This is a genomic window from Rhizobium sp. 2YAF20, assembly GCF_052114685.1.
GTDB lineage: Bacteria > Pseudomonadota > Alphaproteobacteria > Rhizobiales > Rhizobiaceae > Rhizobium.
The window spans coordinates 1-22,073 of the sequence record NZ_JBFRFF010000003.1 but is presented as its reverse complement, the minus strand read 5'-3'; the positions used below and the strand labels follow the sequence as shown (position 1 = coordinate 22,073).

The 22,073-nt window shown below is 59.7% G+C and carries 24 protein-coding genes and 1 riboswitch; of the genes, 15 read left to right on the top strand and 9 right to left on the bottom strand.

Annotated features, from left to right (window positions below; genetic code table 11):
• Positions 1–217 precede the first annotated feature (217 nt).
• From AB4Z52_RS06135 to sufA, 7 genes are all read left to right on the top strand, one after another.
• On the top strand, positions 218–1,384 hold the full coding sequence (locus AB4Z52_RS06135) for a cysteine desulfurase family protein (RefSeq protein WP_442217031.1): 1,167 nt from the start codon (positions 218–220) through the stop codon (positions 1,382–1,384).
• Between the two features lie 146 nt (positions 1,385–1,530).
• Complete coding sequence (sufB, locus tag AB4Z52_RS06130; protein WP_442217030.1) at positions 1,531–3,000, top strand: Fe-S cluster assembly protein SufB; 1,470 nt, start codon at positions 1,531–1,533, stop codon at positions 2,998–3,000.
• 109 nt (positions 3,001–3,109) lie between these two features.
• Positions 3,110–3,865: a Fe-S cluster assembly ATPase SufC gene (gene sufC, locus AB4Z52_RS06125; RefSeq protein ID WP_442217029.1), complete on the top strand. Its 756-nt coding sequence runs from the start codon at positions 3,110–3,112 to the stop codon at positions 3,863–3,865.
• Positions 3,866–3,887: 22 nt separating this feature from the next.
• Positions 3,888–5,162 carry a Fe-S cluster assembly protein SufD gene (sufD, locus tag AB4Z52_RS06120; RefSeq protein WP_442217278.1) on the top strand — a complete coding sequence of 425 codons (1,275 nt, stop codon included), beginning with the start codon at positions 3,888–3,890 and terminating at the stop codon, positions 5,160–5,162.
• Between the two features lie 15 nt (positions 5,163–5,177).
• Positions 5,178–6,419: a cysteine desulfurase gene (locus AB4Z52_RS06115; protein WP_442217028.1), complete on the top strand. Its 1,242-nt coding sequence runs from the start codon at positions 5,178–5,180 to the stop codon at positions 6,417–6,419.
• A gap of 10 nt (positions 6,420–6,429) precedes the next feature.
• The gene (locus tag AB4Z52_RS06110) at positions 6,430–6,810 is read left to right on the top strand and encodes an SUF system Fe-S cluster assembly protein (protein ID WP_442217027.1); all 381 of its coding nucleotides are present in this window, start codon (positions 6,430–6,432) and stop codon (positions 6,808–6,810) included.
• 78 nt (positions 6,811–6,888) lie between these two features.
• Entirely contained in the window at positions 6,889–7,281 is a 393-nt protein-coding gene (gene sufA / locus AB4Z52_RS06105) for a Fe-S cluster assembly scaffold SufA (RefSeq protein ID WP_442217026.1), read from the top strand.
• Positions 7,282–7,315: 34 nt separating this feature from the next.
• Here the strand turns inward: sufA and AB4Z52_RS06100 are convergent, their stop codons facing one another.
• The 4 genes from AB4Z52_RS06100 to gcvT all read right to left on the bottom strand — a co-directional run bounded on the left by AB4Z52_RS06100 (position 7,316) and on the right by gcvT (position 12,166).
• Positions 7,316–7,624, bottom strand: coding sequence for an addiction module antidote protein (locus AB4Z52_RS06100; protein WP_442217025.1), 309 nt, complete (start codon positions 7,622–7,624; stop codon positions 7,316–7,318).
• Between the two features lie 151 nt (positions 7,625–7,775).
• Positions 7,776–10,640: an aminomethyl-transferring glycine dehydrogenase gene (gene gcvP / locus AB4Z52_RS06095; RefSeq protein WP_442217024.1), complete on the bottom strand. Its 2,865-nt coding sequence runs from the start codon at positions 10,638–10,640 to the stop codon at positions 7,776–7,778.
• The gene (gene gcvH, locus AB4Z52_RS06090) at positions 10,640–11,002 is read right to left on the bottom strand and encodes a glycine cleavage system protein GcvH (RefSeq protein ID WP_442217023.1); all 363 of its coding nucleotides are present in this window, start codon (positions 11,000–11,002) and stop codon (positions 10,640–10,642) included. Before gcvH ends, gcvP begins: the two co-directional genes overlap by 1 nt.
• 27 nt (positions 11,003–11,029) lie before the next feature.
• A complete protein-coding gene (gene gcvT / locus AB4Z52_RS06085) occupies positions 11,030–12,166 on the bottom strand; it encodes a glycine cleavage system aminomethyltransferase GcvT (RefSeq protein ID WP_442217022.1) in 1,137 nt (378 codons plus the stop codon).
• 155 nt (positions 12,167–12,321) lie between these two features.
• A riboswitch (glycine riboswitch) is annotated at positions 12,322–12,410 on the bottom strand.
• A 191-nt stretch (positions 12,411–12,601) separates the two neighbouring features.
• Between gcvT and AB4Z52_RS06080 the strand changes: the two genes are divergently transcribed.
• Positions 12,602–13,144: a copper chaperone PCu(A)C gene (locus AB4Z52_RS06080; RefSeq protein WP_442217021.1), complete on the top strand. Its 543-nt coding sequence runs from the start codon at positions 12,602–12,604 to the stop codon at positions 13,142–13,144.
• A 21-nt stretch (positions 13,145–13,165) separates the two neighbouring features.
• Here AB4Z52_RS06080 and AB4Z52_RS06075 read toward each other — a convergent pair whose 3' ends face one another.
• On the bottom strand, positions 13,166–13,438 hold the full coding sequence (locus AB4Z52_RS06075) for a hypothetical protein (protein ID WP_442217020.1): 273 nt from the start codon (positions 13,436–13,438) through the stop codon (positions 13,166–13,168).
• Between the two features lie 152 nt (positions 13,439–13,590).
• Here AB4Z52_RS06075 and crcB point away from each other — a divergent pair, with 152 nt between their 5' ends.
• The 7 genes from crcB to AB4Z52_RS06040 all read left to right on the top strand — a co-directional run bounded on the left by crcB (position 13,591) and on the right by AB4Z52_RS06040 (position 19,212).
• Entirely contained in the window at positions 13,591–13,968 is a 378-nt protein-coding gene (gene crcB, locus AB4Z52_RS06070; RefSeq protein ID WP_442217019.1) for a fluoride efflux transporter CrcB, read from the top strand.
• 137 nt (positions 13,969–14,105) lie between these two features.
• On the top strand, positions 14,106–15,101 hold the full coding sequence (locus AB4Z52_RS06065) for an RluA family pseudouridine synthase (RefSeq protein ID WP_442217018.1): 996 nt from the start codon (positions 14,106–14,108) through the stop codon (positions 15,099–15,101).
• Positions 15,098–15,751 carry an HAD-IA family hydrolase gene (locus AB4Z52_RS06060; RefSeq protein WP_442217017.1) on the top strand — a complete coding sequence of 218 codons (654 nt, stop codon included), beginning with the start codon at positions 15,098–15,100 and terminating at the stop codon, positions 15,749–15,751. Before AB4Z52_RS06065 ends, AB4Z52_RS06060 begins: the two co-directional genes overlap by 4 nt.
• A gap of 9 nt (positions 15,752–15,760) precedes the next feature.
• On the top strand, positions 15,761–16,546 hold the full coding sequence (locus AB4Z52_RS06055; RefSeq protein WP_442217016.1) for an ATP12 family chaperone protein: 786 nt from the start codon (positions 15,761–15,763) through the stop codon (positions 16,544–16,546).
• A 75-nt stretch (positions 16,547–16,621) separates the two neighbouring features.
• Positions 16,622–17,089: a hypothetical protein gene (locus tag AB4Z52_RS06050; RefSeq protein WP_442217277.1), complete on the top strand. Its 468-nt coding sequence runs from the start codon at positions 16,622–16,624 to the stop codon at positions 17,087–17,089.
• A 93-nt stretch (positions 17,090–17,182) separates the two neighbouring features.
• Complete coding sequence (locus AB4Z52_RS06045; RefSeq protein WP_442217015.1) at positions 17,183–18,715, top strand: acyl-CoA carboxylase subunit beta; 1,533 nt, start codon at positions 17,183–17,185, stop codon at positions 18,713–18,715.
• Between the two features lie 110 nt (positions 18,716–18,825).
• Complete coding sequence (locus AB4Z52_RS06040; RefSeq protein ID WP_442217014.1) at positions 18,826–19,212, top strand: DoxX family protein; 387 nt, start codon at positions 18,826–18,828, stop codon at positions 19,210–19,212.
• Between the two features lie 260 nt (positions 19,213–19,472).
• Here AB4Z52_RS06040 and fghA read toward each other — a convergent pair whose 3' ends face one another.
• The 4 genes from fghA to AB4Z52_RS06020 all read right to left on the bottom strand — a co-directional run.
• Positions 19,473–20,315 (bottom strand): S-formylglutathione hydrolase, encoded by an 843-nt coding sequence (fghA, locus tag AB4Z52_RS06035; RefSeq protein WP_442217013.1) that lies wholly within the window; start codon positions 20,313–20,315, stop codon positions 19,473–19,475.
• On the bottom strand, positions 20,312–20,779 hold the full coding sequence (locus tag AB4Z52_RS06030) for a YaiI/YqxD family protein (protein ID WP_442217012.1): 468 nt from the start codon (positions 20,777–20,779) through the stop codon (positions 20,312–20,314). Before AB4Z52_RS06030 ends, fghA begins: the two co-directional genes overlap by 4 nt.
• Before the next feature lie 86 nt (positions 20,780–20,865).
• Positions 20,866–21,441, bottom strand: coding sequence for an S-(hydroxymethyl)glutathione synthase (gene gfa / locus AB4Z52_RS06025; protein ID WP_442217011.1), 576 nt, complete (start codon positions 21,439–21,441; stop codon positions 20,866–20,868).
• 105 nt (positions 21,442–21,546) lie between these two features.
• Positions 21,547–22,073: zinc-binding dehydrogenase (locus AB4Z52_RS06020; RefSeq protein ID WP_442217010.1), on the bottom strand; the 527-nt coding region annotated here is incomplete at its 5' end.

The following is a 22,073-nucleotide window of genomic DNA, read 5'->3' as shown; positions in this document are numbered from 1 at the left end:
TCCGTACCTGATTTTCTGCGTTGTTTATGATGATCGACGCAGCAAGTTGACTTGACGAACGCGCTCATCTTTTCTAGAACGCAGTTTAGAACAATTCGAAACTTTGCATGATCTTCCACACGTGGTGGAACGTGTCATAAGGCAAGCCCGGCGGAAATTACAAGAAAAATGAGCCGGGGCTTCGAAACGGAACCATTGAGGCAGGAAAACTAAGGTCATGGCGGCATCGCGCCTCTATCTTGACTGGAATGCAACCGCTCCGCTTCATCAGGCGGCGCGCGAGGCGATGCTGCGTGCCCTCGATCTCTTTGGAAATCCGAACTCCGTTCATGGCGAGGGCCGGGCGACCCGCGCCGCCATCGAAACGGCCCGCCGCCAGGTGGCAAGGCTTGCCGGCGCTTTGCCGTTGCATGTCGTCTTTACCAGCGGCGCGACGGAGGCGGCCAACATGGTATTGACGCCGGAATTCCGGATGGGACGGACGCCGCTTGCCATCTCTCATCTTTACGTCTCGGCGATCGAGCATCCGGCGCTGCGCGAGGGCGGGCGTTTTGCCAGGGACAGGGTCAGCGAAATCCCGGTCACATCGGACGGCGTTGTCGATCTGGCTGTGCTCGACACCTTGCTCGCCGTTCACGACAAGCCGGCTGGCCTGCCGATGGTGGCGATCATGCTGGCCAACAACGAGACCGGGATAGTCCAGCCTGTCGGTGATGCCGCAAAGATCGTTAAGGCGCACGGTGGCCTTTTCGTGGTTGATGCGGTGCAGGCTGCCGGTCGGCTGCCGCTCGACATCAACGAAATCGGCGCTGATTTCCTGATCGTTTCGTCCCATAAGATCGGCGGACCCAAGGGCGCAGGCGCTCTCATCTCGCGCGGCGAGGTGCTGATGCCGAAGCCGCTGATCCATGGCGGCGGCCAGGAGAAAGGTCACCGGTCGGGGACAGAGAATACATTGGCCATTATCGGCTTCGGCGCGGCGGCGGGGGCTGCTTTCTCCGAATTCGAGATGCGCAATAGCACCGTCAAGATGCTGCGCGACCGACTGGAGAATGGCATGCGGCTTGCCGCGTCCGACGTCATCATCCATGGCGCGGAACAGGAGCGGATCGTCAATACCTGCTTCTTCACGCTGCCGGGACTGAAGGCCGAGACCGGCCAGATCGCCTTTGATCTCGAAGGTGTCGCCCTTTCGGCGGGATCGGCGTGCTCAGCTGGAAAACTCGGCGAAAGCCATGTCCTTGTTGCGATGGGCCGCGATCCACAGCTTGGCGCGCTTCGCATCTCGCTTGGTTTTGCGACAACGGACGAAGACATCGATCGAGCGATCGCGGTCATTGCCAAAATCGCCGGCCGCCGAAAGCCCGCTGGCGTGGCAGCGTGACACCCGGGAAATTTGCGGAAACGCAATTTTGCCCTTGCCAATTGGGCTGAAAAGTCCGCATTGGCCACTTATATCAAGGCAAGCGCAAGTTTGCTTAAACGTTGACAAGCTGCCGGACCTTGTATCCGGCGAGATTGGAGAACGACATGGCTGCGGTTCAGGAAACAATCGATCAGGTTCGTCTGATCGATGTGGACCAGTATAAATATGGTTTCGAGACCATCATCGAAATGGACAAGGCACCCAAGGGCCTGTCTGAGGACATCATCCGGTTCATTTCGGCCAAGAAACAGGAACCGGAATGGATGCTTCAATGGCGTCTTGAAGCCTATCGCCGCTGGCTGACGATGGAAGAGCCCACCTGGGCGCGCGTCAACTACCCGAAGATCGACTTCAACGACATCTACTACTATGCCGCGCCGAAGAGCACGCCGGGTCCAAAGTCGATCGACGACGTCGATCCGGAGCTTTTGAAGGTCTATGAGAAGCTCGGCATTCCCCTGCGCGAGCAGGAGATACTTGCGGGCGTGCAGACTCCGCGGATTGCGGTCGACGCCGTTTTCGACAGTGTGTCGGTCGTCACAACTTTCAAGGAGGAGCTGAAGAAGGCCGGCGTGATCTTCATGTCGATCTCGGAGGCCATCCGCGAGCATCCCGAACTGGTGAAGAAGTATCTCGGCACGGTCGTCCCGCCCACGGACAATTACTATGCGACGCTGAACTCGGCCGTCTTCACCGACGGCTCGTTCGTGTTCGTGCCGAAGGGCGTTCGCTGCCCTATGGAGCTGTCCACCTATTTCCGCATCAACGAGAAGGGCACTGGCCAGTTCGAGCGCACGCTGATCATCGCCGAGGAAGGGGCTTACGTCTCCTATCTCGAGGGCTGCACCGCACCGCAGCGCGACGAGAACCAGCTTCATGCGGCGGTGGTTGAACTGGTCGCGCTTGACGACGCCCAGATCAAGTATTCGACCGTTCAGAACTGGTATCCCGGTGACAAGAACGGCAAGGGCGGCATCTACAATTTCGTCACCAAGCGTGGCGATTGCCGCGGTGCCCGTTCGAAGATCTCCTGGACGCAGGTCGAGACCGGCTCGGCCATCACGTGGAAGTACCCGTCCTGCATCCTGCGCGGCGACGATAGCCGCGGCGAGTTCTACTCGATCGCCGTCTCCAACGGCCATCAGCAGATCGACAGCGGCACGAAGATGATCCATCTCGGCAAGAACACCTCGAGCCGCATCATCTCGAAGGGCATCGCCGCCGGCGTCTCGAACAATACCTATCGCGGCCAGGTTTCTGCTCACCGCAAGGCATCGAATGCGCGCAACTTCACCCAGTGCGATTCGCTGTTGATCGGCGACAAATGCGGCGCGCACACGGTGCCCTATATCGAGGCGAAGAACTCGACGGCGCAGTTCGAACATGAAGCAACAACCTCGAAAATCTCCGAGGACCAGCTGTTTTATTGCCTGCAGCGCGGCATTCCGGATGAGGCGGCGATCGCCTTGATCGTCAACGGCTTCGTGCGCGAAGTGCTGCAGGAACTGCCGATGGAATTCGCGATCGAAGCACAGAAGCTGATCAGCATTTCGCTGGAAGGCAGTGTGGGCTGATGACGGATTGAGCCAAAACCGAGGATGACGGATCGGGACAATTGAGACGGCTTGGTCGAGACGATCTTTTAGGCGGCTTTTGAAGTCGTCGTATGAACAGGAAAATACTATGCTTGAAATCAGAAACCTGCACGCCCGCATCGCCGAAGACGGCACCGAGATCATTCGTGGTCTGGATCTGACTGTCAAAGCCGGGGAAGTGGCGGCAATCATGGGGCCGAATGGCTCCGGCAAGTCGACGCTCTCCTATATCCTCTCCGGTCGCAAGGACTATGAGGTGACGGAAGGCGATATTCTCTATAATGGCGAGAGCATTCTCGAACTCGACGCTGCCGAGCGCGCATCGAAGGGCATCTTCCTGGCCTTCCAGTATCCAGTCGAAATTCCAGGTGTTGCCACGATGCAGTTTTTGAAGGTCGCGATGAACGAGCAGCGCAAGGCGCGCGGCGAAGAAGAACTGAAGACGCCGGACTTCATGCGCCTGGTCAAGGATGCGGCGGCCAAGCTGCAGATCAATACCGAGATGCTGAAGCGCCCGCTGAACGTCGGCTTTTCCGGCGGCGAGAAGAAGCGCGCCGAAATCCTGCAGATGGCGCTGCTGCAGCCGAAGCTTTGTGTGCTCGACGAGACCGACTCCGGCCTCGACATCGATGCGTTGAAGGTCGTTGCCGATGGCGTCAATGCGCTGCGTTCGCCGGATCGAGCCGTGATTGTCATCACCCACTACCAGCGCCTGCTCGACTATATCATCCCGGACACGGTGCACGTTCTCTACAAGGGTCAGGTGATCAAATCCGGCGACAAGACGCTGGCGCATGAGCTGGAAGCCAACGGATATGCCGACATCATTGGCGCTGCAGCCTGATCGGGCGGAAAGGACGACGTCGATGAATATGCAGACGACGACCCGCCAGACGCTAGCGGAAATGGCGCTTATCGAGGCCTATAACGACCAGCTTGGCGAACTGCCGGGCAATGGCGACGTATTGGCCACCCGCGACCGGTTGCTGGACGATCTGAAGACCGCCGGCCTGCCGACGCGGCGCATTGAAGCCTGGCATTATACCGACCTGAAAACGCTGTTGCGGACGGTGCCAAGCGACATCGGCAATGCAAATGCTGCGGAATTGCCGCCTCTGGTGGATGGTGCTGCCGTGCTGTCGGTGTTGCAGGGCGAGACTAGCGTCAAGGCTCTGGTCGATGGCGTGAGCGTTCGCTCCTATGCGGACGGTCTGCTCGACGGCAGCGCGGTTGCCGGGCTCACTGCCTTGAGCTCCGATGATACGATCGGGCGGATCAACGGCAGTTTCGTTCGTGATGGCTATATCGTCGAGATTGCGCAAGGCACCGAGCTCAGTGCACCGGTTGAAGTTCAGTTCGTCCACGCCGGCGGCCAGGTCCACAGCCGCCTTCCAGTCAAGTTCGGCGCCGGATCGAAGGTCACGCTGATCGAACGTCACCAGTCGGCGACGACGCGTGCGGCGCTGGTGTCCAATATCGGCGAAGTGCTGATCGGCGATGGCGCCGAGGTGACTTGGATCATCCTGCAGCAGCAGGGCGCGGATGATACCCATCTGGGGCAACTCCGCGTCGATCTCGGCAAGGACGCCAAGCTCAAGCTTTTTGTCATCAATGCCGGCGGCAAGCTTGTTCGCCAGGAACTGCAGATCGCGGTGACGGGCGAGGGATCCGACCTGCAATTGCGCGGCGTCAACCTGCTTGGCGGCGAGACTCATACGGATGTCACGCTGGTGCTCGACCACAACGTGCCGAATACGACATCGACCGAGATCGTTCGCAGTGTGGTGTTCGATCGCGCTCGCGGCGTTTTCCAGGGGATGATCCGCGTTGCGCCTGACGCGCAAAAGACGGACGCCCGCATGGCCTGCAACACGCTGCTGATGTCCGATGACGCGGAATTCTCGGTCAAGCCGGAACTGGAGATATTCGCCGACGACGTGCAGTGCGGCCACGGCGCGACGGTAACCGATATCGACGCCAACCATCTCTATTACCTGATGGCGCGCGGCATACCGGCAAACAAGGCGCGGGCGATGCTTGTCAATGCCTTCGTCGCCGAGATCGTCGAGGAACTGGAAGACGAGGCTCTCGTCGCGGCTTTGGAAAACGTCATTTCGACCTGGCTCGAAAAGCACGCCTGATTGGACCAAAATGCCATGGACAAAATAGTATCTCCAACTGCTTACGACGTTGAGGCTATACGGCGGGATTTTCCAATCCTGTCGACGAAGGTCTATGGCAAGCCGCTGGTCTATCTCGACAACGGCGCATCGGCCCAGAAGCCGCAATCTGTCATCGATGCCATTGCCCACGCCTATTCTCACGAATATGCCAATGTGCATCGCGGCTTGCATTTCCTGTCCAACGCTGCGACCGATGCCTATGAGGCTGCACGGGAAAAAGTGCGCCGCTTCCTGAATGCGCCGTCGGTCGACGACATCGTCTTCACCAAATCCTCGACAGAGGCCATCAATACTGTTGCCTATGGCTGGGGCATGCCGAAGATCGGCGAAGGCGATGAGATCGTTGTCTCGATCATGGAGCATCACTCGAATATCGTGCCCTGGCATTTCATCCGCGAGCGGCAGGGCGCAAAGCTGGTTTGGGTGCCGGTTGACGACGACGGCGTCCTTCATGTCGAGGACTTCGAAAAGAACCTGACGGAGCGCACCAAGCTCGTCGCGATCACGCATATGTCGAATGCGCTCGGCACGGTCGTTCCGGTCAAGGAAATCTGCCGTATCGCCCATGAGCGCGGCATCCCGGTTTTGATCGATGGCAGCCAGGGGGCCGTGCATCTGCCTGTCGACGTCCAGGACATCGATTGCGATTGGTATGTCATGACAGGCCACAAGCTCTACGGCCCTTCGGGCATCGGCGTCCTTTATGGCAAGCGGGATCGCCTGGGCGAGATGCGTCCGTTCCAGGGCGGTGGCGAGATGATCTTCGACGTCACCGAGGATGCGGTCACCTACAACGACCCACCGCACCGTTTCGAAGCGGGCACGCCGCCGATCGTTCAGGCGATCGGTCTCGGCTACGCGCTTGACTACATGGAGAGCATCGGGCGCGAGGCGATTGCCCGGCACGAGGCGGATCTTGCGGCCTATGCCGACGAGCGCCTGCGCGCGATCAATTCGCTCCGGGTCTTCGGCAATGCTCCAGGCAAGGGTGCGATCTTTTCCTTTGAGCTTGCAGGCATCCATGCCCATGATGTCTCGATGGTGATCGACCGCCAGGGCGTTGCGGTGCGTGCCGGGACCCATTGCGCCCAGCCGCTCTTGAAACGCTTCGGCGTTACCTCCACATGCCGTGCATCGTTCGGCATGTACAATACACGGGCCGAGGTCGACGCACTGGCCGATGCGCTGGAACATGCGCGCAAGTTTTTTGCATGAGGAGGCCGCTATGAGCCTGGACGAAAGCGAACAGAAGATCGACGTGCGCGAAGGGATCGTGCATTCCAGCATTCCGTCGGAGGAGCTGGCACGTCTCAGCGATGACGTCATCTCTGCATTGAAAACGGTCTACGATCCGGAAATTCCCGCTGATATCTTCGAACTCGGCTTGATCTACAAGATCGACATCGAGGACGACCGAATGGTCAAGATCATGATGACGCTCACCGCTCCCGGCTGCCCGGTTGCCGGCGAGATGCCCGGCTGGGTCGAAAATGCGGTCGGAGCGGTCGAAGGCGTCTCGGGCGTCGAAGTTGGCATGACCTTCGATCCGCCATGGACGCCGGACCGCATGTCGGAAGAAGCGCAGGTATCGGTGGGGTGGTATTGATCCGTTTACCGGCACCGACTACATTTAAATGAACGAAGCATCGGGCCTTGAACCCGGTTGCGGAAGGAGAATGGGCCGATGGGCTTTGCTGTGATGACCATGACCGACACCGCGGCAGAGCGTGTGAAGGCGATCGTCGAGAATTCCGGAACGGATGCCAAGGGCGTGCGCGTCGGCATCAAGAAGGGCGGCTGCGCGGGGATGGAATATACCATCGACCTCGTCACCGAGCCCAATGCCAAGGACGACCTGATCGAACGCGGCGGTGCAAGGGTCTGGGTCGAGCCTTCGGCCGTGCTCTATCTTCTCGGTACCGAAATGGGCTTTGAGATGACCACCCTGCGCTCAGGCTTTACCTTCACCAATCCGAACCAGACGTCGGCCTGCGGCTGCGGCGAGTCGGTGGAACTGAAGCCCGCTGATCTTGCGGCACTTGCTGCGCAGCGCCAGACAGAGCACGCTCAGCACTAAGCGGTTCCCAGGTTACGCAGAAAGTGACATATCTTCAGGCGGCTTGCCGGTCGCCTGATTCGTTTGCCGGCGTCGATGTCAATTTCAGCCCGAGCGCCTTGACGACCTTGAGTATTGTCGAAAACTCCGGGTGTCCGTCGCCGCTCAAGGCACGGTAGAGTGCCGACCGGTTCATACCGATCTCGCGAGCAAGCTGACTCATATTTCGAGCCCGGGCCGCGATGCCAAGTGCCTTGGTTATCAAGGCCGCATCCTCTGTTTCAAAAGCGGCTGCCACGTAGTCGTGAAGCGATTGGCCACCTGGCGAAAAATCGCCGTTGGCATGTTCCATTGTCCCCAGCACTGTCTTCCCCCTAGGTCGCGATGCGACGGCAAGCGTTTGGTCAAGAGCCCCGACTCATTCACCATCTCGCCTGCATTAGAGGCATTTCGCAATGGATTTGTGTCAAAGATAGAGGAAACGGCCGCAACCGTTTCCTGCATTTCACATTTTTCTATTCTGCCGCTTCTGCATATGCTTCGACGGGCGGGCAGGTGCAGATCAGGTTGCGATCGCCATAGACGTTATCCACTCGATTGACGGGGGACCAGTATTTGTCGACACGGAAAGCACCGGGCGGGAAGCAGGCCTGTTCGCGTGAATAGGGACGGTTCCATTCGCCAACGAGGTCCTCGACGGTGTGCGGGGCGTTCTTCAGCGGATTGTCGTTCCTGTCCATACGACCATCCTCAATGGCGCGGGCTTCCTCGCGGATCGCCAGCATTGCCTCGCAGAAGCGGTCGAGCTCCGCCTTGGTCTCAGATTCCGTCGGCTCGATCATCAACGTGCCGGCCACGGGCCAGCTCATTGTCGGTGCGTGGAAGCCGCAGTCGATCAGGCGCTTTGCAACGTCATCGACGGTAACGCCGGCGCTATCCACTAGAGGGCGCGTGTCGATGATGCATTCATGCGCGACGCGTCCGGTCTTCGACTTGTAAAGCACGTCATAGGCGCCTTTCAGGCGGGTGGCGATGTAGTTGGCGTTGAGGATCGCCACCCTCGTTGCCTGTGTCAGCCCTTCGCCGCCCATCATCAGGCAGTAGCTCCAGGAGATTGGCAGGATGGAGGCGGAGCCGAAGGCCGCAGCGGAGACGGCGCCGGGGCGGCCGTCCGTCTGGGGATGGCCCGGCAGATGCGGCGCCAGATGCACCTTGACGCCGATCGGACCCATGCCCGGGCCGCCGCCGCCGTGCGGAATGCAGAAAGTCTTGTGTAGGTTGAGGTGGCTGACGTCGGAGCCGATGTCACCGGGGCGGGACAGGCCGACCATGGCGTTCATGTTGGCGCCGTCGAGATAGACCTGGCCGCCATGGCGGTGGACGATATCGCATATATCGCGAACGGTTTCCTCGAAGACCCCGTGGGTGGATGGATAGGTGATCATGCAGCAGGAGAGGTTGGCCGCATTCGCCTCCGCCTTGGCGCGAAAATCCTCCATGTCGATATCGCCGTCGTCCTCGACCTTGACGACGACGACCTTCATCCCGGCCATCTGGGCGGAGGCCGGGTTGGTTCCGTGGGCGGACGTCGGGATAAGGCAGATGTCGCGGTGGGCATCGCCGTTTGCAAGGTGATAGTTGCGGATCGTCAGCAGGCCGGCATATTCGCCCTGGGCACCCGAATTCGGCTGCATCGAGAAGGCATCATAGCCGGTCACGGCGCAGAGCTTGTCGGTCAGGTCGTCGATCATCTCGCGATAGCCCAACGCCTGATCTTCAGGCACGAAGGGGTGGATATCGGAAAATTCCGGCCAAGTGATCGGAAGCATCTCCGCGGTGGCATTGAGCTTCATCGTGCAGGAGCCAAGCGGGATCATCGAACGGTCAAGCGCCAGGTCTCGATCGGAAAGCCGCCTGATATAGCGGGTCATCTCGCTCTCGGCGCGGTTCATATGGAATATCGGGTGGCTGAGATATCCGTTGGTTCTAAGCAGGCCCTTTGGCAGGCGGTAGCCGGGCTCGAAATCGGCGACAGCGAAATTGCCTCCGAAGGCGCGCCAGACCGCCTCGAGGGTTGCGGGACGGGTGCGTTCGTCGAGGCTCATGCCGATCTTCGTCGTGCCGACCTTACGCAGATTGACGCCCTCAGCGACAGCCGCTTGCAGGATAAGGCCCTGCAAATGGCCGACGTCGACGGTGATAGTATCGAAGAAGGTGTCAGGCTCAATTGTATAACCAAGCTTTTCAAGGCCCTTGGCCATCAAGACGGCCTTCTGGTGAACCTGTTGGGCGATGGCTTTGATGCCTTGTGGCCCGTGGAACACGGCATACATCGAGGCCATGACTGCGAGCAGCACCTGTGCGGTGCAGATGTTCGAAGTCGCCTTTTCGCGGCGGATGTGCTGTTCGCGCGTCTGCAGTGAAAGGCGGTAGGCGCGATTGCCGCGGGCATCGACGGATACACCGACGAGCCGACCCGGCATGGAACGCTTATGGCTGTCCTTGACTGCCATGTAGGCGGCATGCGGGCCGCCGTAGCCGACCGGCACGCCGAAGCGCTGCGACGATCCGACGGCGATATCGGCACCCATTTCACCTGGAGATTTCAGCAGCGTCAGTGCCAGGGGATCGGCAGCGATCACGGCAATGGCGCCAACGGCATGCAGCTTGTCGATCACGTCGGTGAAATCATGCAGATGCCCGTAGGTGCCCGGATATTGGAAAATCGCACCGAAGACGTCTGATGGGGCGAGGTCTGCGAGCGGATGGCCGACGATGACAGTCCAGCCGAGCGGTTCGGCGCGGGTCTGGATGAGGGCGATGGTCTGTGGGTGGCAATCGGCATCGACGAAGAAGGCCTTCGCCTTGGACTTCGCCACGCGCTCGGCCATCGCCATGGCCTCGGCGGCAGCAGTTGCCTCGTCGAGCAGCGATGCGTTGGCGACGTCGAGACCGGTCAGGTCGCAGATCATTGTCTGGTAGTTCAGCAGCGCCTCGAGGCGGCCCTGGCTGATCTCGGGCTGGTAAGGCGTGTAGGCGGTGTACCAGGCCGGATTTTCGAGAATGTTGCGCTGGATGACCGGCGGCGTGATGGTGCCGTAGTAGCCTTGGCCGATGAGGGAAACGAGTAACTTGTTCTTGTTGGCCGTGTCGCGCAGCTTGTCCAATGCCTCGCGCTCGGTCATCGCCGCGCCCCACGCCAACGGCGCCTTCTGGCGGATCGACGGAGGCAGCGTCGCATCGATCAAACCGTCGAGACTGTCATAGCCGATTACCTTCAGCATATCGGTCATCTCCTGCGGAGACGGACCGATATGGCGCCGGTTGGCGAAATCATAGGGCTGGTAGTCGGTGAATGTGAATTCGGTCGGCGTATTCATTATGCGGTGAGCTCCTTGTAGGCCGCCTCATCGAGGAGGCCGTCGGCATCGCTGGCGTTCTTGAGCTTCAGCTTGAAGAACCAGCCATTGCCCATGGGGTCCGAATTGACCAGCGAGGGATCGGCGGTGATGGCGTCGTTGACCGCGGTGATTTCGCCATCGAGCGGACAATAGACTTCCGACGCCGCCTTGACGGATTCGACGGTTGCCGCGTCGTCGCTCTTGGAGAAGCTGGCGCCGACGTCAGGCAGTTCGACAAAGACCAGGTCGCCCAGTTGTTCGGCGGCATAGGCGGTAATCCCGACCGTCGCAATGCCGTCTTCGATTTTCAGCCATTCATGGTCTGCGGTAAATTTCAGCATGGTTCGTCCTCTCGCGAAATGTGGCGTTCAACGTTTGTAGGTCGGGGCAATGAAGGGCAGGGCGCTGACCGTGACGGGCAAATATTTCCCGCGCACTTCAGCGAAAATCGGCGTGCCCGGCGATGCGTGGCTCGTGGGCACGTAGCCCATGGCGACGGGGAATTCGACGCTTGGCCCGAAGCCGCCCGAGGTGACTTCGCCGATCTCGGTGCGGCCCCCGGCATCGGCATAGAGCTTTGCATGGCCGCGCACCGGTGCCTTGCCTTCCGGCTTCAGGCCGACGCGACGGCGCAAAGCGCCGGTTTCCAATTCCTCAAGGATACGGCGCGCGCCGGGAAAGCCGCCGGCGCGGTCGCCGCCATTGCGGCGTGCCTTCTGGATCGCCCATTCGAGCCCTGCCTCGACAGGCGACGTCGTGGTGTCGATATCATTGCCGTAAAGACAAAGCCCGGCTTCAAGACGGAGTGAATCGCGGGCACCAAGGCCGATCGGCTGAACGTCTGGATGCTCCAGCAGCCAATTCGCCACGGTCTGCGCCTTGTCGGCTGGAATCGAGATCTCGTAGCCGTCCTCGCCGCTATAGCCGGAGCGCGACACGAGGCAGGCGACGTCGTGCAACCCGACATCGCGCACGTCCATGAACTTCATTTCGCTGAGGCCTGCCCACAGTTCCGCCACTACGGCCTGCGAGCGCGGTCCCTGCAATGCGACCAGCGCGCGATCGAGCAAGGTTATCTGGCAGCGGTCGCCAATTTTTGTCTGGAGATGAAGGAGATCTTCGTGTTTGCAGCCGGCATTGACGACAACAAAGAAATGATCGCTTCGATTGGCGATCATCAGGTCGTCGAGAATGCCGCCGTTCTCGTCCGTGAAAAAGCCATAGCGTTGGCGACCGGGCTTCAGCCCGAGCAGATCGACGGGCACGAGGCTTTCAAGTGCCAGTGCCGCGTCTTCGTTCCTGCCGGAGCGGGCGCGGACAATGACCTGGCCCATGTGCGAAACGTCGAACAGGCCGGCGGACGTACGGGTATGCAGGTGTTCCTTCAGCACGCCTGAGGGATATTGGACCGGCATGTCATAGCCGGCAAACGGTACCATGCGGGCTCCGAGCGCAACATGGAGGGCGTGCAGTGGGGTCTTCTTCAGGGCAGCGGTCTCGTCCAAATGACGCCTCCGGGTTTGCGCTTGTCTGAAAGCGCCAGCTCAAAATTCGGGCACGAATACGCGCCGCACGATGAGCCCCCTCTGTCCGTTCGCCTGAGATTGTTATCCCTTCGGCGAGCACCTTGAATAAAAGTGCTTCTCTCCAGAGTTCCGTCTGCCCCCTGTTGGTCCTTTGGCCTGAGAGTTTCCGGGGCGGTTGCTCCTTCGGCACCGGCTTGTCGCCGGATTCTCCCAACTGGGTCGCCGCAATTATCCGGCGACGACGGGTCTTGGCAAGTCAAAATGTCGCCGACAAACAAATTTCTGTCGTTGCGGCCGGCTCTTGCCTCATTGCGACGATATGCCTTTCGGCGGCTGGGAGCAAAATGGCTTTGCAATCCCTCGGCGGGCAGCTATCCCATCACCCAGTCGCAGAATTTGCCGAGGAGATTTTTCATGCGCCATTTTCGCCCTGTCATCGCAGCGATGCTGTGCTCTGTTGCCGCTTTCTCGATGTCTGGCATTGCCGGCGCTCAGCAGGCCGAAGACATGAGCAAGATGCCCGGCATGAAGATGCAGATGGATACAGCAAAGGCGCCTGGCGGCGCGGCAGCCGGCAAGATCGGTGTCCTGGATCTCAGCGGAGGCTACGTCAAGGCAATGCTGCCCGGCCAGCCTGTTGGCGGCGGTTATCTCACGATCCACAATGGTGGCAGCAGCGATGATCGGCTGGTATCCGTTAAATCAGCCGAGGCGGGCAAGGTCGAGCTGCATGAGATGACGATGCAGGGTAACGTCATGAAGATGCGGGAGCTGAAGGACGGCGTGATCGTGCCTGCCGGCGCCACCGTGTCGCTTTCGCCAAATACGCTGCACATGATGTTCAAGCAGGTGAAGTCGGCGTTCAAGCAGGGCGGGACGGTGCCGGTGACGCTGACCTTTGAAAAGGCCGGTGCCGTCGACATGAGCCTGCCGGTCACCTCGGCAAAGGGAAACTAGGTTAGGCGGCGAGCCGGGCGATCATTCATTTTCCGTGTAGGAATCGATCGCGTGTTTCAGGGTCGATCTCGGTTGGCCGTTTCCCTGGGTCATAAGGTCCAGGGCCACGGAAGTTGATTGAATGACGAGGCTCGGGCTGTCGATCTCAAGGTCGCTCACGCCGTCGCGCTGCTGGCGCTTTTGAAGCCGTCGCGCGTCGCGGGCCGCAATGCTTGCTGGCACCAGAACAGGAGGCTTTGCAGCATCCGCAGCCCAGGCAGCCATATAGGCGGATACGTTCACGACCTCGACCATTGCATTCTTCCAACATTGAAAACCAAGCTTCACCTTATACGGCGGTCCTTCCATTCCAGCTAAAATAGACGATTGGATTTTATCGATCTGTCACGAAGTGTTTGGCGATCCGACGATTGGCAGCAGGCTTTTGATGCGGTAATCAGCGTTTCATGTTTCAAGTCCTGCTGGTCGCCTTTGGCGGCGCAATCGGTTCGGTTTTCAGGTATTATGTCGGTCTGTTGGGCCTAAGGCTCGCCGGCCCGGCTTTCCCCTGGGGCACGCTAACCGTCAACGTCGTGGGTTCGTTCGTGATCGGCGTGTTTGCCGAAGCGATAGCGCGCAAGTTTGGCGGCTCTACCGAGCTGAGACTGCTGTTGATGACCGGCCTTGTCGGCGGCTTTACCACCTTCTCGGCGTTTTCGCTCGACACGATCGGATTGCTGGAGCGGGGTGAGGCTTTCGCGGCCATCGTCTACGTTGTGGCAAGCGTCGGTCTGTCCCTCGCCACTGTGTTTGCAGGCCTGGCCGTCGTTCGTGCGCTGGCCTGAGACCAACGCGTCTCGCGCTAGAATCAGCGAAATGGCCTGGCGCAGACGATTCCAGTTTCCACTTTGTTGCAAAATGCTCTAAAGCGACCTCAAAAGGCCGGCTTTGCCGGGCCTGTCAGCCTGAAAGAAGAAGAAGCATGGCCGGAATTGAACACATCATGGTCGAGCCCGACGAATCCGGCATGCGCCTCGACCGCTGGTTCAAGGTGCATTTTCCGGGTCTCGGATTCGGTCAATTGCAGAAGCTGCTGCGCTCCGGCCAGGTGCGCGTCGATGGCGGTCGCGTGAAAACCGACGCGAGGGTACAGCCGGGGCAGATGGTTCGCATCCCGCCGATGGACGTCGATGCCAAGGCGGTCAAAAGCGGCCCGATCAGCGGTGGTGATCTGAAATATTCCGATGACCACGACCTGCTATCCCGCATGCTGCTGCACGAGGACGAAAAGGTCTTCGTTTTGAACAAACCGGCCGGCCTTGCGGTCCAAGGCGGATCGGGCCTGCATCGCCATCTCGACAAGATGCTGGAGGCCTGGACTAGCAAGAAGGGCGAAAAGCCGCGCCTGGTCCATCGTCTCGATCGCGATACCTCGGGTGTTCTCGTCGTGGCGCGCACGCGTGGCGCTGCGCAAAAGCTGACGGCTGCCTTCCGCGAGCGCGACACCAAGAAAACCTACTGGGCGTTGGTCAAGGGCGTGCCGCGCAAGCATGAAGACAAGATTTCCACCTGGCTGGTAAAGGAAGCAACACCTGATGGCGACCGCATGCGGGTTGCCAAGCACGGCGAGGATGGTGCCGATCACGCCATCACCTATTATCGGGTGATCGAGATGGCGGCGCAGAGCCTCGCCTGGCTGGAGATGGAGCCCTACACCGGCCGCACTCACCAGCTTCGCGTCCATGCGCTCCATATGGGTCATCCGATCATCGGCGACCCGAAATACTTCGAGGACGACCCAAACTGGGATTTCCCGGGCGGCGTCCAGAAGCGTCTTCACCTGCATGCGCGCCATATCGACATTCCGCACCCGAGCGGTGGTCGCCTGCGCATCACCGCTCCGCTGCCACCGCACATGGTGCAGACCTGGAACCTTCTTGGCCTCGACCTTTCAGGCGTTGAACGGGACGGCCAATGAAACTCGTTCTCTTCGATTGCGACGGGACGCTTGTCGACAGCGCACGGCTGATCCACGAGGTCATGGCCCGGACTTTTGTAGCTTCTGGCCACAAGCGGCCCGAGCTCGCGTTGACCAAGTCGATCATTGGTCTTTCGCTCGATATCGCCATTGCCCGCATGCTGGGCAGACCGCATGTCGATGACGAGGCGGTGGCGATGACGGCGCACTACAAGTCGATCTATCCCGAAGTTCGCGACGAAGCCGATATGGACACGCCGTTGTTCGACGGCATCAAACCGCTGATCGATACCCTTGCCGCCCGCAAGGAGCTGCTCATCGGCGCCGTGACGGGCAAGTCGCGCCGCGGCTTGACGCAGATCCTCGCTTTGCATGGCTTGACGGCGAAGTTCGTGGTGACGCGCACTGCTGACGACTGCCCATCGAAGCCACACCCGGCGATGGTCACGGAGTGCTGTAGCGAGACCGGCGTTGCGGCGCATGATACGGTCGTCGTCGGCGACGCGATCTTCGATATGCAGATGGCCAAGTCCGCAGGCGCAACGGCGATCGGTGTTGCCTGGGGCTATGCCGCAGTCGATGACCTACTTGCCAATGGCGCCGATGCGATCGCGCATCATCCGAACGACCTTTTAAGCCATATTGTCTGAGGTGACGCCATGCGCGACCTTCTAACCGATTTCACCGTAGAACTGAGCGACCCGGATCCCGTTCGCCGGGCGCAGATCGCTATGAAGAAGCCTCTGCCGAAGCGTTTCTACAAGGAAGTCAGCGTCGGCAATTCAGACGCGGGTTTTGCGATCGAGCTTGACGGGAGAACCGTCAAGACACCGGCGCGCAAACCGTTGGCAGTGCCAACGAAGGCGCTGGCCTTGCTCGTTGCAGCTGAGTGGGAGCGGCAGGTCGAGGTCATCAACCCGACGATGATGCCGGTGACACGGCTGGTCAATACGGCGCTGGACGGAGTGGCCGACAATCGCGAACCTGTCTTTCAGGAGATCGTGCAGTTTTCCGGCACCGACCTTCTCTGCTATCGGGCGGCTACGCCCGAGACACTCGTGGAGCGGCAGTCGAACCGCTGGGGTCCGGTCGTCGAATGGGCTGCCAGCGACGCGGGTGCCCGCTTCATCCTGATCGAGGGTGTCATTCACTGCGAACAGCCAGCGGAAGCTATTTCGGCTTTTGCAGCGCGATTGGGCAAATATGATACCGCGCTGGAATTGGCGAGCCTGCATACCGTCACGTCCTTGACCGGCTCGGCGCTGCTGGCACTTGCCTTTGCCGAGGGGCACTTGGCGCCCGCGGACGTTTGGTCGCTGGCGCACCTCGACGAGGATTGGACCAACGAGCATTGGGGCAGTGACGCCGAAGCGGAAAACCGTCGGGCGGCGCGGTTTGTCGAGTTTAAGGCGGCGACCGATATTTTTTCAGCCCTTCGAGCCTAATACTGTTGATTTGCAAGCCGTTATGGCAAAGGTTATGCCCGTGGAGCAAGGCGGGGTATGACCGAGAAGAGAATCATGTTTTGGCTGATGTCGCGGACATGGCAGATCCTGACTGGATGCCTGGCGCTGACTGCTTGCTCTGCATTTTCGTCGCTCAAGCCGCCACCTGATCCCGTCTATGATGTGCGCAGCGCCGTCGTCGTCTCGGGGCCTGGCATCGCCCCTGAGCTTATCACCGCGACGAACGATCGCATCAACGCAGCGATCGCCGCGACAACGCGCACCACGTCGCTGCCGTCGGTTGCCCTGACGGTTCGCGTCGTTCAGGTCGAAAAGGGGCAGGGCTTCCAGCACGACCGCAACACGGCAAAAATCAACATCGCCGCGACATCCGTTGATAGCGGTTCGGTCATTGCCGTCTCCTCGCTCGAGACCACCACATTTTCGCCCGACGCCGGCGTTGTTGATGATCTGATGGCCGAAGATATTGCTGCACGCGTCCGCTCGACCTTTGCGTTGAAGACGCCGCCGCTCGGTAGCTGACGCAGAGGTAGTTCAGCCAATGCCCAACGCTATAGCCTCTTCTATGGCCGCAAACGGCATGATAAGCCGGATAAGGGCAGCAGGGGATATTCCATGAAAGAAGTGCTTCACGAACTGGAACGCCGGCGCGAAATCGCCAGGCTTGGCGGCGGAAAGGTGCGCATCGATGCCCAGCACAAACGCGGCAAGCTCACCGCGCGCGAGCGCATCGAACTGTTCCTCGACGAGAACTCGTTCGAGGAATTTGGCATGTTCGTCGAGCATCGTTCCAGCGATTTCGGCATGGAGAAAAATAAAATAGCAGGCGACGGAGTCGTTACTGGATGGGGCACGGTCAACGGCCGCACAGTCTTTGTATTTGCCAAGGATTTCACCGTCTTCGGCGGGTCTCTTTCGGAAGCGCATGCGGAGAAGATCATCAAGATCCAGGACATGGCGTTGAAGAACCGGGCGCCGATCATCGGGATCTACGATGCGGGGGGCGCCCGCATCCAGGAGGGTGTAGCGGCGCTCGGCGGCTATGCAGAGGTGTTCCAGCGAAATGTGCTGTCGTCGGGCGTTATTCCGCAAATTTCCATCATTATGGGACCTTGCGCGGGCGGCGATGTTTACTCGCCTGCGATGACGGACTTCATCTTCATGGTGCGTGACACCTCCTACATGTTCGTGACCGGCCCCGATGTCGTCAAGACAGTCACGAACGAGACGGTGACATCGGAGCAGCTCGGCGGGGCTTCGGTCCATACGACAAAATCCTCGATCGCCGACGCGGCCTTTGACAACGACCTCGATACATTGATGCAGGTTCGCCGGTTGATCGATTTTCTGCCTTTGTCGAATACGGCGCCGATACCGGAGATCGAATGCTACCAATCGGTGACCGATATGGACGTGTCGCTCGATACGCTGATTCCGGCCAACGCCAACAAGCCCTATGACATCAAGGAATTGATCATCAAGACGGCTGATGAGGGAGATTTCTTCGAGATCCAAGCAAGCTTTGCGAAGAACATCGTCTGCGGCTTCGGGCGCATTGAAGGATCGACTGTCGGCTTCGTTGCCAACCAGCCGATGGTGCTGGCTGGCGTGCTCGACAGCGATGCGTCCCGTAAGGCAGCCCGCTTCGTGCGCTTCTGCGATTGCTTCAATATTCCGATCGTTACCTTCGTCGACGTCCCGGGATTCCTGCCGGGTACCGCGCAGGAATATGGAGGGTTGATCAAGCATGGCGCCAAACTTCTGTTCGCCTATGCCGAGGCGACCGTGCCGAAGATGACGGTCATTACCCGCAAAGCGTTCGGTGGCGCCTATGACGTCATGGCATCGAAGCATCTGCGCGGCGACATCAACTATGCCTGGCCGACGGCGCAGATCGCGGTGATGGGCGCCAAAGGGGCGGTGGAAATCATCTTTCGCAAGGATATCGCAGACCCGGACAAGATCTCGGGTCACACGAAAATGTATGAGGACCGCTTCCTGTCGCCTTTCGTCGCAGCCGAGCGCGGCTATGTCGATGAGGTAATCATGCCCCACTCGACGAGAAAACGCATTTCACGCGGCCTGAAGATGTTGCGCAACAAGGATCTCTCCAATCCCTGGAAGAAGCACGACAATATTCCTCTGTGACGACAAGTCGCGGAATTTACACGAAAATTTGATGAACTGTCAGAAGCTGTGTATTCACGGCCCGGAATGTGCAGGTTAACGGTGGGCGGGAGCTCAAACTGGAGAATCTCATGGTACTTTCGGACCGCCTGAACCAATACCAACCTTACGCACTGACCGTGCTTCGGATCATGACTGCGCTGCAGTTCATGGAGCATGGCACGCAGAAGTTCTTTAGCTTCCCTGCTGGCGGACCTGCCACGCTGTCGCCGCTCATTTTCACCCAAGCCATCCTTGAAGCGCTAGGCGGCTTATTGATGTTTCTCGGGTTGTTTACGCGACCAGTCGCATTCATCCTGTGTGGCAATATGGCTGTGGCCTATTTCATGGCCCACCAGCCGAAGAGCTTCTTCCCGGCCGTCAATGGCGGCGATGCCGCCATTCTGTTCTGCTTCGTCTTCATGTTCCTATTTTTTGCCGGGCCGGGCCCGTTGGCTCTCGACAACAGCCGCAAGTAGGCGCTTCAAGGACAAGCAGACACTTGGCCGGGCTCAGGCGATAAGCTTCAGCCCGGCAATTCCAGCGACAGAAGCTGACGCTGGTTGGGATGTCGCTCGACATTGACGTGACGCCGATCGTCAACCAATGCCCCTTCCTCCAGCAAGATAATAATTCACTCGAAACCGAAGCCGAATTTCTGCTTTAGAAGAGAATTTTTCTTCGGACCACCTGATATCAATACATATCCAATAGATATCACAAACGTCGTATTTCAATATTAAGCTTCCTCCGCAAGCCTTTCGGCATGCCATTTCAAATGGTCGTCCATGAAGGTCGAGACGAAGAAATAGGAGTGGTCGTAACGCTCGTGCATGCGCAGCGTCAGGCCTATATTGGTTCCTTTGACTACCTCCTCGAACAGCCACGGGCGCAGGCCGGTTTCGAGATAGCCGTCGGCCTTGCCTTGGTCGATTAGGAATTCGGGGAAGCGAGCGCCGTCCCTGACCAGCGCGCAGGCATCATATTGTCGCCACGTGGATCGCTCCTCGCCTAGATATTTCTCAAAAGCGCCCACCGACCAGTCGGCTGTCATCGGCTCGACGATCGGCGCAAAGGCGCTGCAGCTCTTGAACCGGTCGGGATTTTTGAGCGCGATCGTCATTGCGCCATGGCCGCCCATCGAATGACCGAAGAGACCCTGGCGGCTCATGTCCATCCTGAAATGCTGGCTGACGAAGACGGGCAATTCCTCGGTGATGTAAGTGTACATCTGGAAGTTTTCCGACCACGGGGTCTCGGTGGCGTCGAGATAGAAGCTCGCGCCTTTGCCCATCTGCCAGTTGGTGATCTCGTCCGGCACGTCGTTGCCGCGCGGACTGGTATCGGGGCAGACTATGATCAGCCCGAGCTCGGCAGCCATGCGGCGGTATTCACCCTTGTCCATGACATTGGCATGGGTGCAGGTGAGGCCGGATAGATACCATAGGACCGGGCAGGGCCTGTCGATCGCCTGTGGCGGCACGAAGACGGCGAAGGTCATCTCGCATTGGCAAGCCTCGGATGCGTGCGAATAGACGCCCTGCATGCCACCGAAGGCGATATTCTGGGAAAGGACTTTCATGGAATGTCTCCGGTAGGTGGTGCATAGGCCTTGGCCCGCCGGCAAAGGCGGTCGAAGGTTTCAAGAAAGCTCGATCGGTCGCGCGGACTGAAGGCTGCGTTGTAGCCCTTGCTTTCGCCGGTCTCGCGAAGGTGAGCGCCGAGGTCGCGCATTGCGGTGGCCATGCCGATGTTGGATTGATCGAAGACCCGCCCTGTCGGTCCTGTCACCATTGCGCCCGTGGCGACACTGCGCGCGGCAAGCGGCACATCGGCGGTAACGACGATATCTCCTGGTCCGCAATGCTCGGCAATCCAGTTGTCGGCCGCATCGAAGCCGTTGGAGACGATGACGTTCTTCACCATCGGGTCGCGGGACGGTCGTAGGCCGGAATTGGCAACGAAGGTTACCTCCATGCCGTGCCGTGCGGCTACTTTGAGGATTTCCGGCTTCACCGGGCAGGCATCTGCATCGACATAGATCATTGGGTCGCAGTCGTGTTGGGGCGGTGGCGTTGCGCAGCAGTGCCGCGCAGCGCTCCTTAAATCACATTCGATTTCAAGCGATAGAGCTATTCCTGCAATGTGCCCGCTTTCTTCGCCACCCAGGTGGAAATAACATCCATCAGTGTCGGCGAGAGACAATCGTAGGGCTCAAGATGGAGTTCGCGCAGCCGCGAGCGGACGCCGGCCATCGCCGCGGGCGGCGTGCCGGTCTCGATGATCGACGAGACGAAGGCGGCGAAGGTCGGTTCCGGCCAACCCTGCTCCTGGAAGCGCTCGGGATGGACGAAGTCAAGACCTTTGAAGGCATGGTCGCGCTCGACCGGCCCATACATGTGGACGCCGCATTTGATGCAGGCATGACGCTGGATCAAGGCTGTGGGGTCGACGACCTTCAGTTTGTCGCCGTTTTCGAGAACGGTGACATTCTCATGCGGTGCGACCGCGACGACGGAAAATGTTGCCCCCTCCGGCTTCCAGCACTTGGAGCAGCCGCATGCGTGGTTATGGAAGACCGTGCCCTTGATCCCAACTTTGACCGGTCGCTCGGTGCAGGCGCAGACGAGCGTCCCGCCGTTGAAATCCGCGCGTCCCGCCTTGACGCCGCGATCGAGCCCAGGGTGTATCGATACTTGACTTGGCATGCTCTGCTCCTCCTCCAAGGTTGCCGTGGCACTCCCAAATCGGGATCGATCTGGAAAAGCGCCGCCGGCCATTTCAAAGTGGCACCATGCTTGCTGCATTCCTCCTCAGTAAAGCACGACGCTGCGAATGCTTTCGCCGGAGTGCATCAGTTCGAACCCCTTGTTGATGTCCTCCAGCGGCATCGTATGGGTAATCATCGGGTCGATCTGGATCTTGCCTTCCATGTACCAGTCGACGATTTTCGGCACGTCGGTGCGGCCGCGCGCCCCACCAAAGGCGGTGCCCATCCAGGTGCGGCCGGTGACGAGCTGGAACGGGCGGGTCGAAATCTCCTGGCCGGCGCCGGCAACGCCGATGACGACGGACTTGCCCCAGCCGCGATGCGAGGCTTCCAGCGCTTGGCGCATCACCTTGGTGTTGCCAGTGCAGTCGAAGGTATAGTCAGCCCCGCCGATCTGATCGGCACCGCGCTTGGTCATGTTGACGAGATAGGCAACGATGTCGTCGCCGACTTCCTTCGGGTTGACGAAATGCGTCATGCCGAAGCGCTCGCCCCAGGCCTTCTTGTCGTTGTTGAGATCGACGCCGATGATCATGTCGGCGCCGGCAAGCTGCAGCCCCTGAATGACAT

Excerpts from the sequence above, each read along its gene's own strand:
- AB4Z52_RS06135 (WP_442217031.1), top strand. The coding sequence starts at position 218 with ATGGCGGCATCGCGCCTCTATCTTGACTGGAATGCAACCGCTCCGCTT.
- sufB (WP_442217030.1), top strand. The coding sequence starts at position 1,531 with ATGGCTGCGGTTCAGGAAACAATCGATCAGGTTCGTCTGATCGATGTG.
- sufC (WP_442217029.1), top strand. The coding sequence starts at position 3,110 with ATGCTTGAAATCAGAAACCTGCACGCCCGCATCGCCGAAGACGGCACC.
- sufD (WP_442217278.1), top strand. The coding sequence starts at position 3,888 with ATGAATATGCAGACGACGACCCGCCAGACGCTAGCGGAAATGGCGCTT.
- AB4Z52_RS06115 (WP_442217028.1), top strand. The coding sequence starts at position 5,178 with ATGGACAAAATAGTATCTCCAACTGCTTACGACGTTGAGGCTATACGG.
- AB4Z52_RS06110 (WP_442217027.1), top strand. The coding sequence starts at position 6,430 with ATGAGCCTGGACGAAAGCGAACAGAAGATCGACGTGCGCGAAGGGATC.
- sufA (WP_442217026.1), top strand. The coding sequence starts at position 6,889 with ATGGGCTTTGCTGTGATGACCATGACCGACACCGCGGCAGAGCGTGTG.
- gcvP (WP_442217024.1), bottom strand. The coding sequence starts at position 10,640 with ATGAATACGCCGACCGAATTCACATTCACCGACTACCAGCCCTATGAT.
- gcvH (WP_442217023.1), bottom strand. The coding sequence starts at position 11,002 with ATGCTGAAATTTACCGCAGACCATGAATGGCTGAAAATCGAAGACGGC.
- AB4Z52_RS06080 (WP_442217021.1), top strand. The coding sequence starts at position 12,602 with ATGCGCCATTTTCGCCCTGTCATCGCAGCGATGCTGTGCTCTGTTGCC.
- AB4Z52_RS06075 (WP_442217020.1), bottom strand. The coding sequence starts at position 13,438 with ATGGTCGAGGTCGTGAACGTATCCGCCTATATGGCTGCCTGGGCTGCG.
- crcB (WP_442217019.1), top strand. The coding sequence starts at position 13,591 with ATGTTTCAAGTCCTGCTGGTCGCCTTTGGCGGCGCAATCGGTTCGGTT.
- AB4Z52_RS06065 (WP_442217018.1), top strand. The coding sequence starts at position 14,106 with ATGGCCGGAATTGAACACATCATGGTCGAGCCCGACGAATCCGGCATG.
- AB4Z52_RS06060 (WP_442217017.1), top strand. The coding sequence starts at position 15,098 with ATGAAACTCGTTCTCTTCGATTGCGACGGGACGCTTGTCGACAGCGCA.
- AB4Z52_RS06055 (WP_442217016.1), top strand. The coding sequence starts at position 15,761 with ATGCGCGACCTTCTAACCGATTTCACCGTAGAACTGAGCGACCCGGAT.
- AB4Z52_RS06050 (WP_442217277.1), top strand. The coding sequence starts at position 16,622 with ATGTTTTGGCTGATGTCGCGGACATGGCAGATCCTGACTGGATGCCTG.
- AB4Z52_RS06045 (WP_442217015.1), top strand. The coding sequence starts at position 17,183 with ATGAAAGAAGTGCTTCACGAACTGGAACGCCGGCGCGAAATCGCCAGG.
- AB4Z52_RS06040 (WP_442217014.1), top strand. The coding sequence starts at position 18,826 with ATGGTACTTTCGGACCGCCTGAACCAATACCAACCTTACGCACTGACC.
- fghA (WP_442217013.1), bottom strand. The coding sequence starts at position 20,315 with ATGAAAGTCCTTTCCCAGAATATCGCCTTCGGTGGCATGCAGGGCGTC.
- AB4Z52_RS06030 (WP_442217012.1), bottom strand. The coding sequence starts at position 20,779 with ATGATCTATGTCGATGCAGATGCCTGCCCGGTGAAGCCGGAAATCCTC.
- gfa (WP_442217011.1), bottom strand. The coding sequence starts at position 21,441 with ATGCCAAGTCAAGTATCGATACACCCTGGGCTCGATCGCGGCGTCAAG.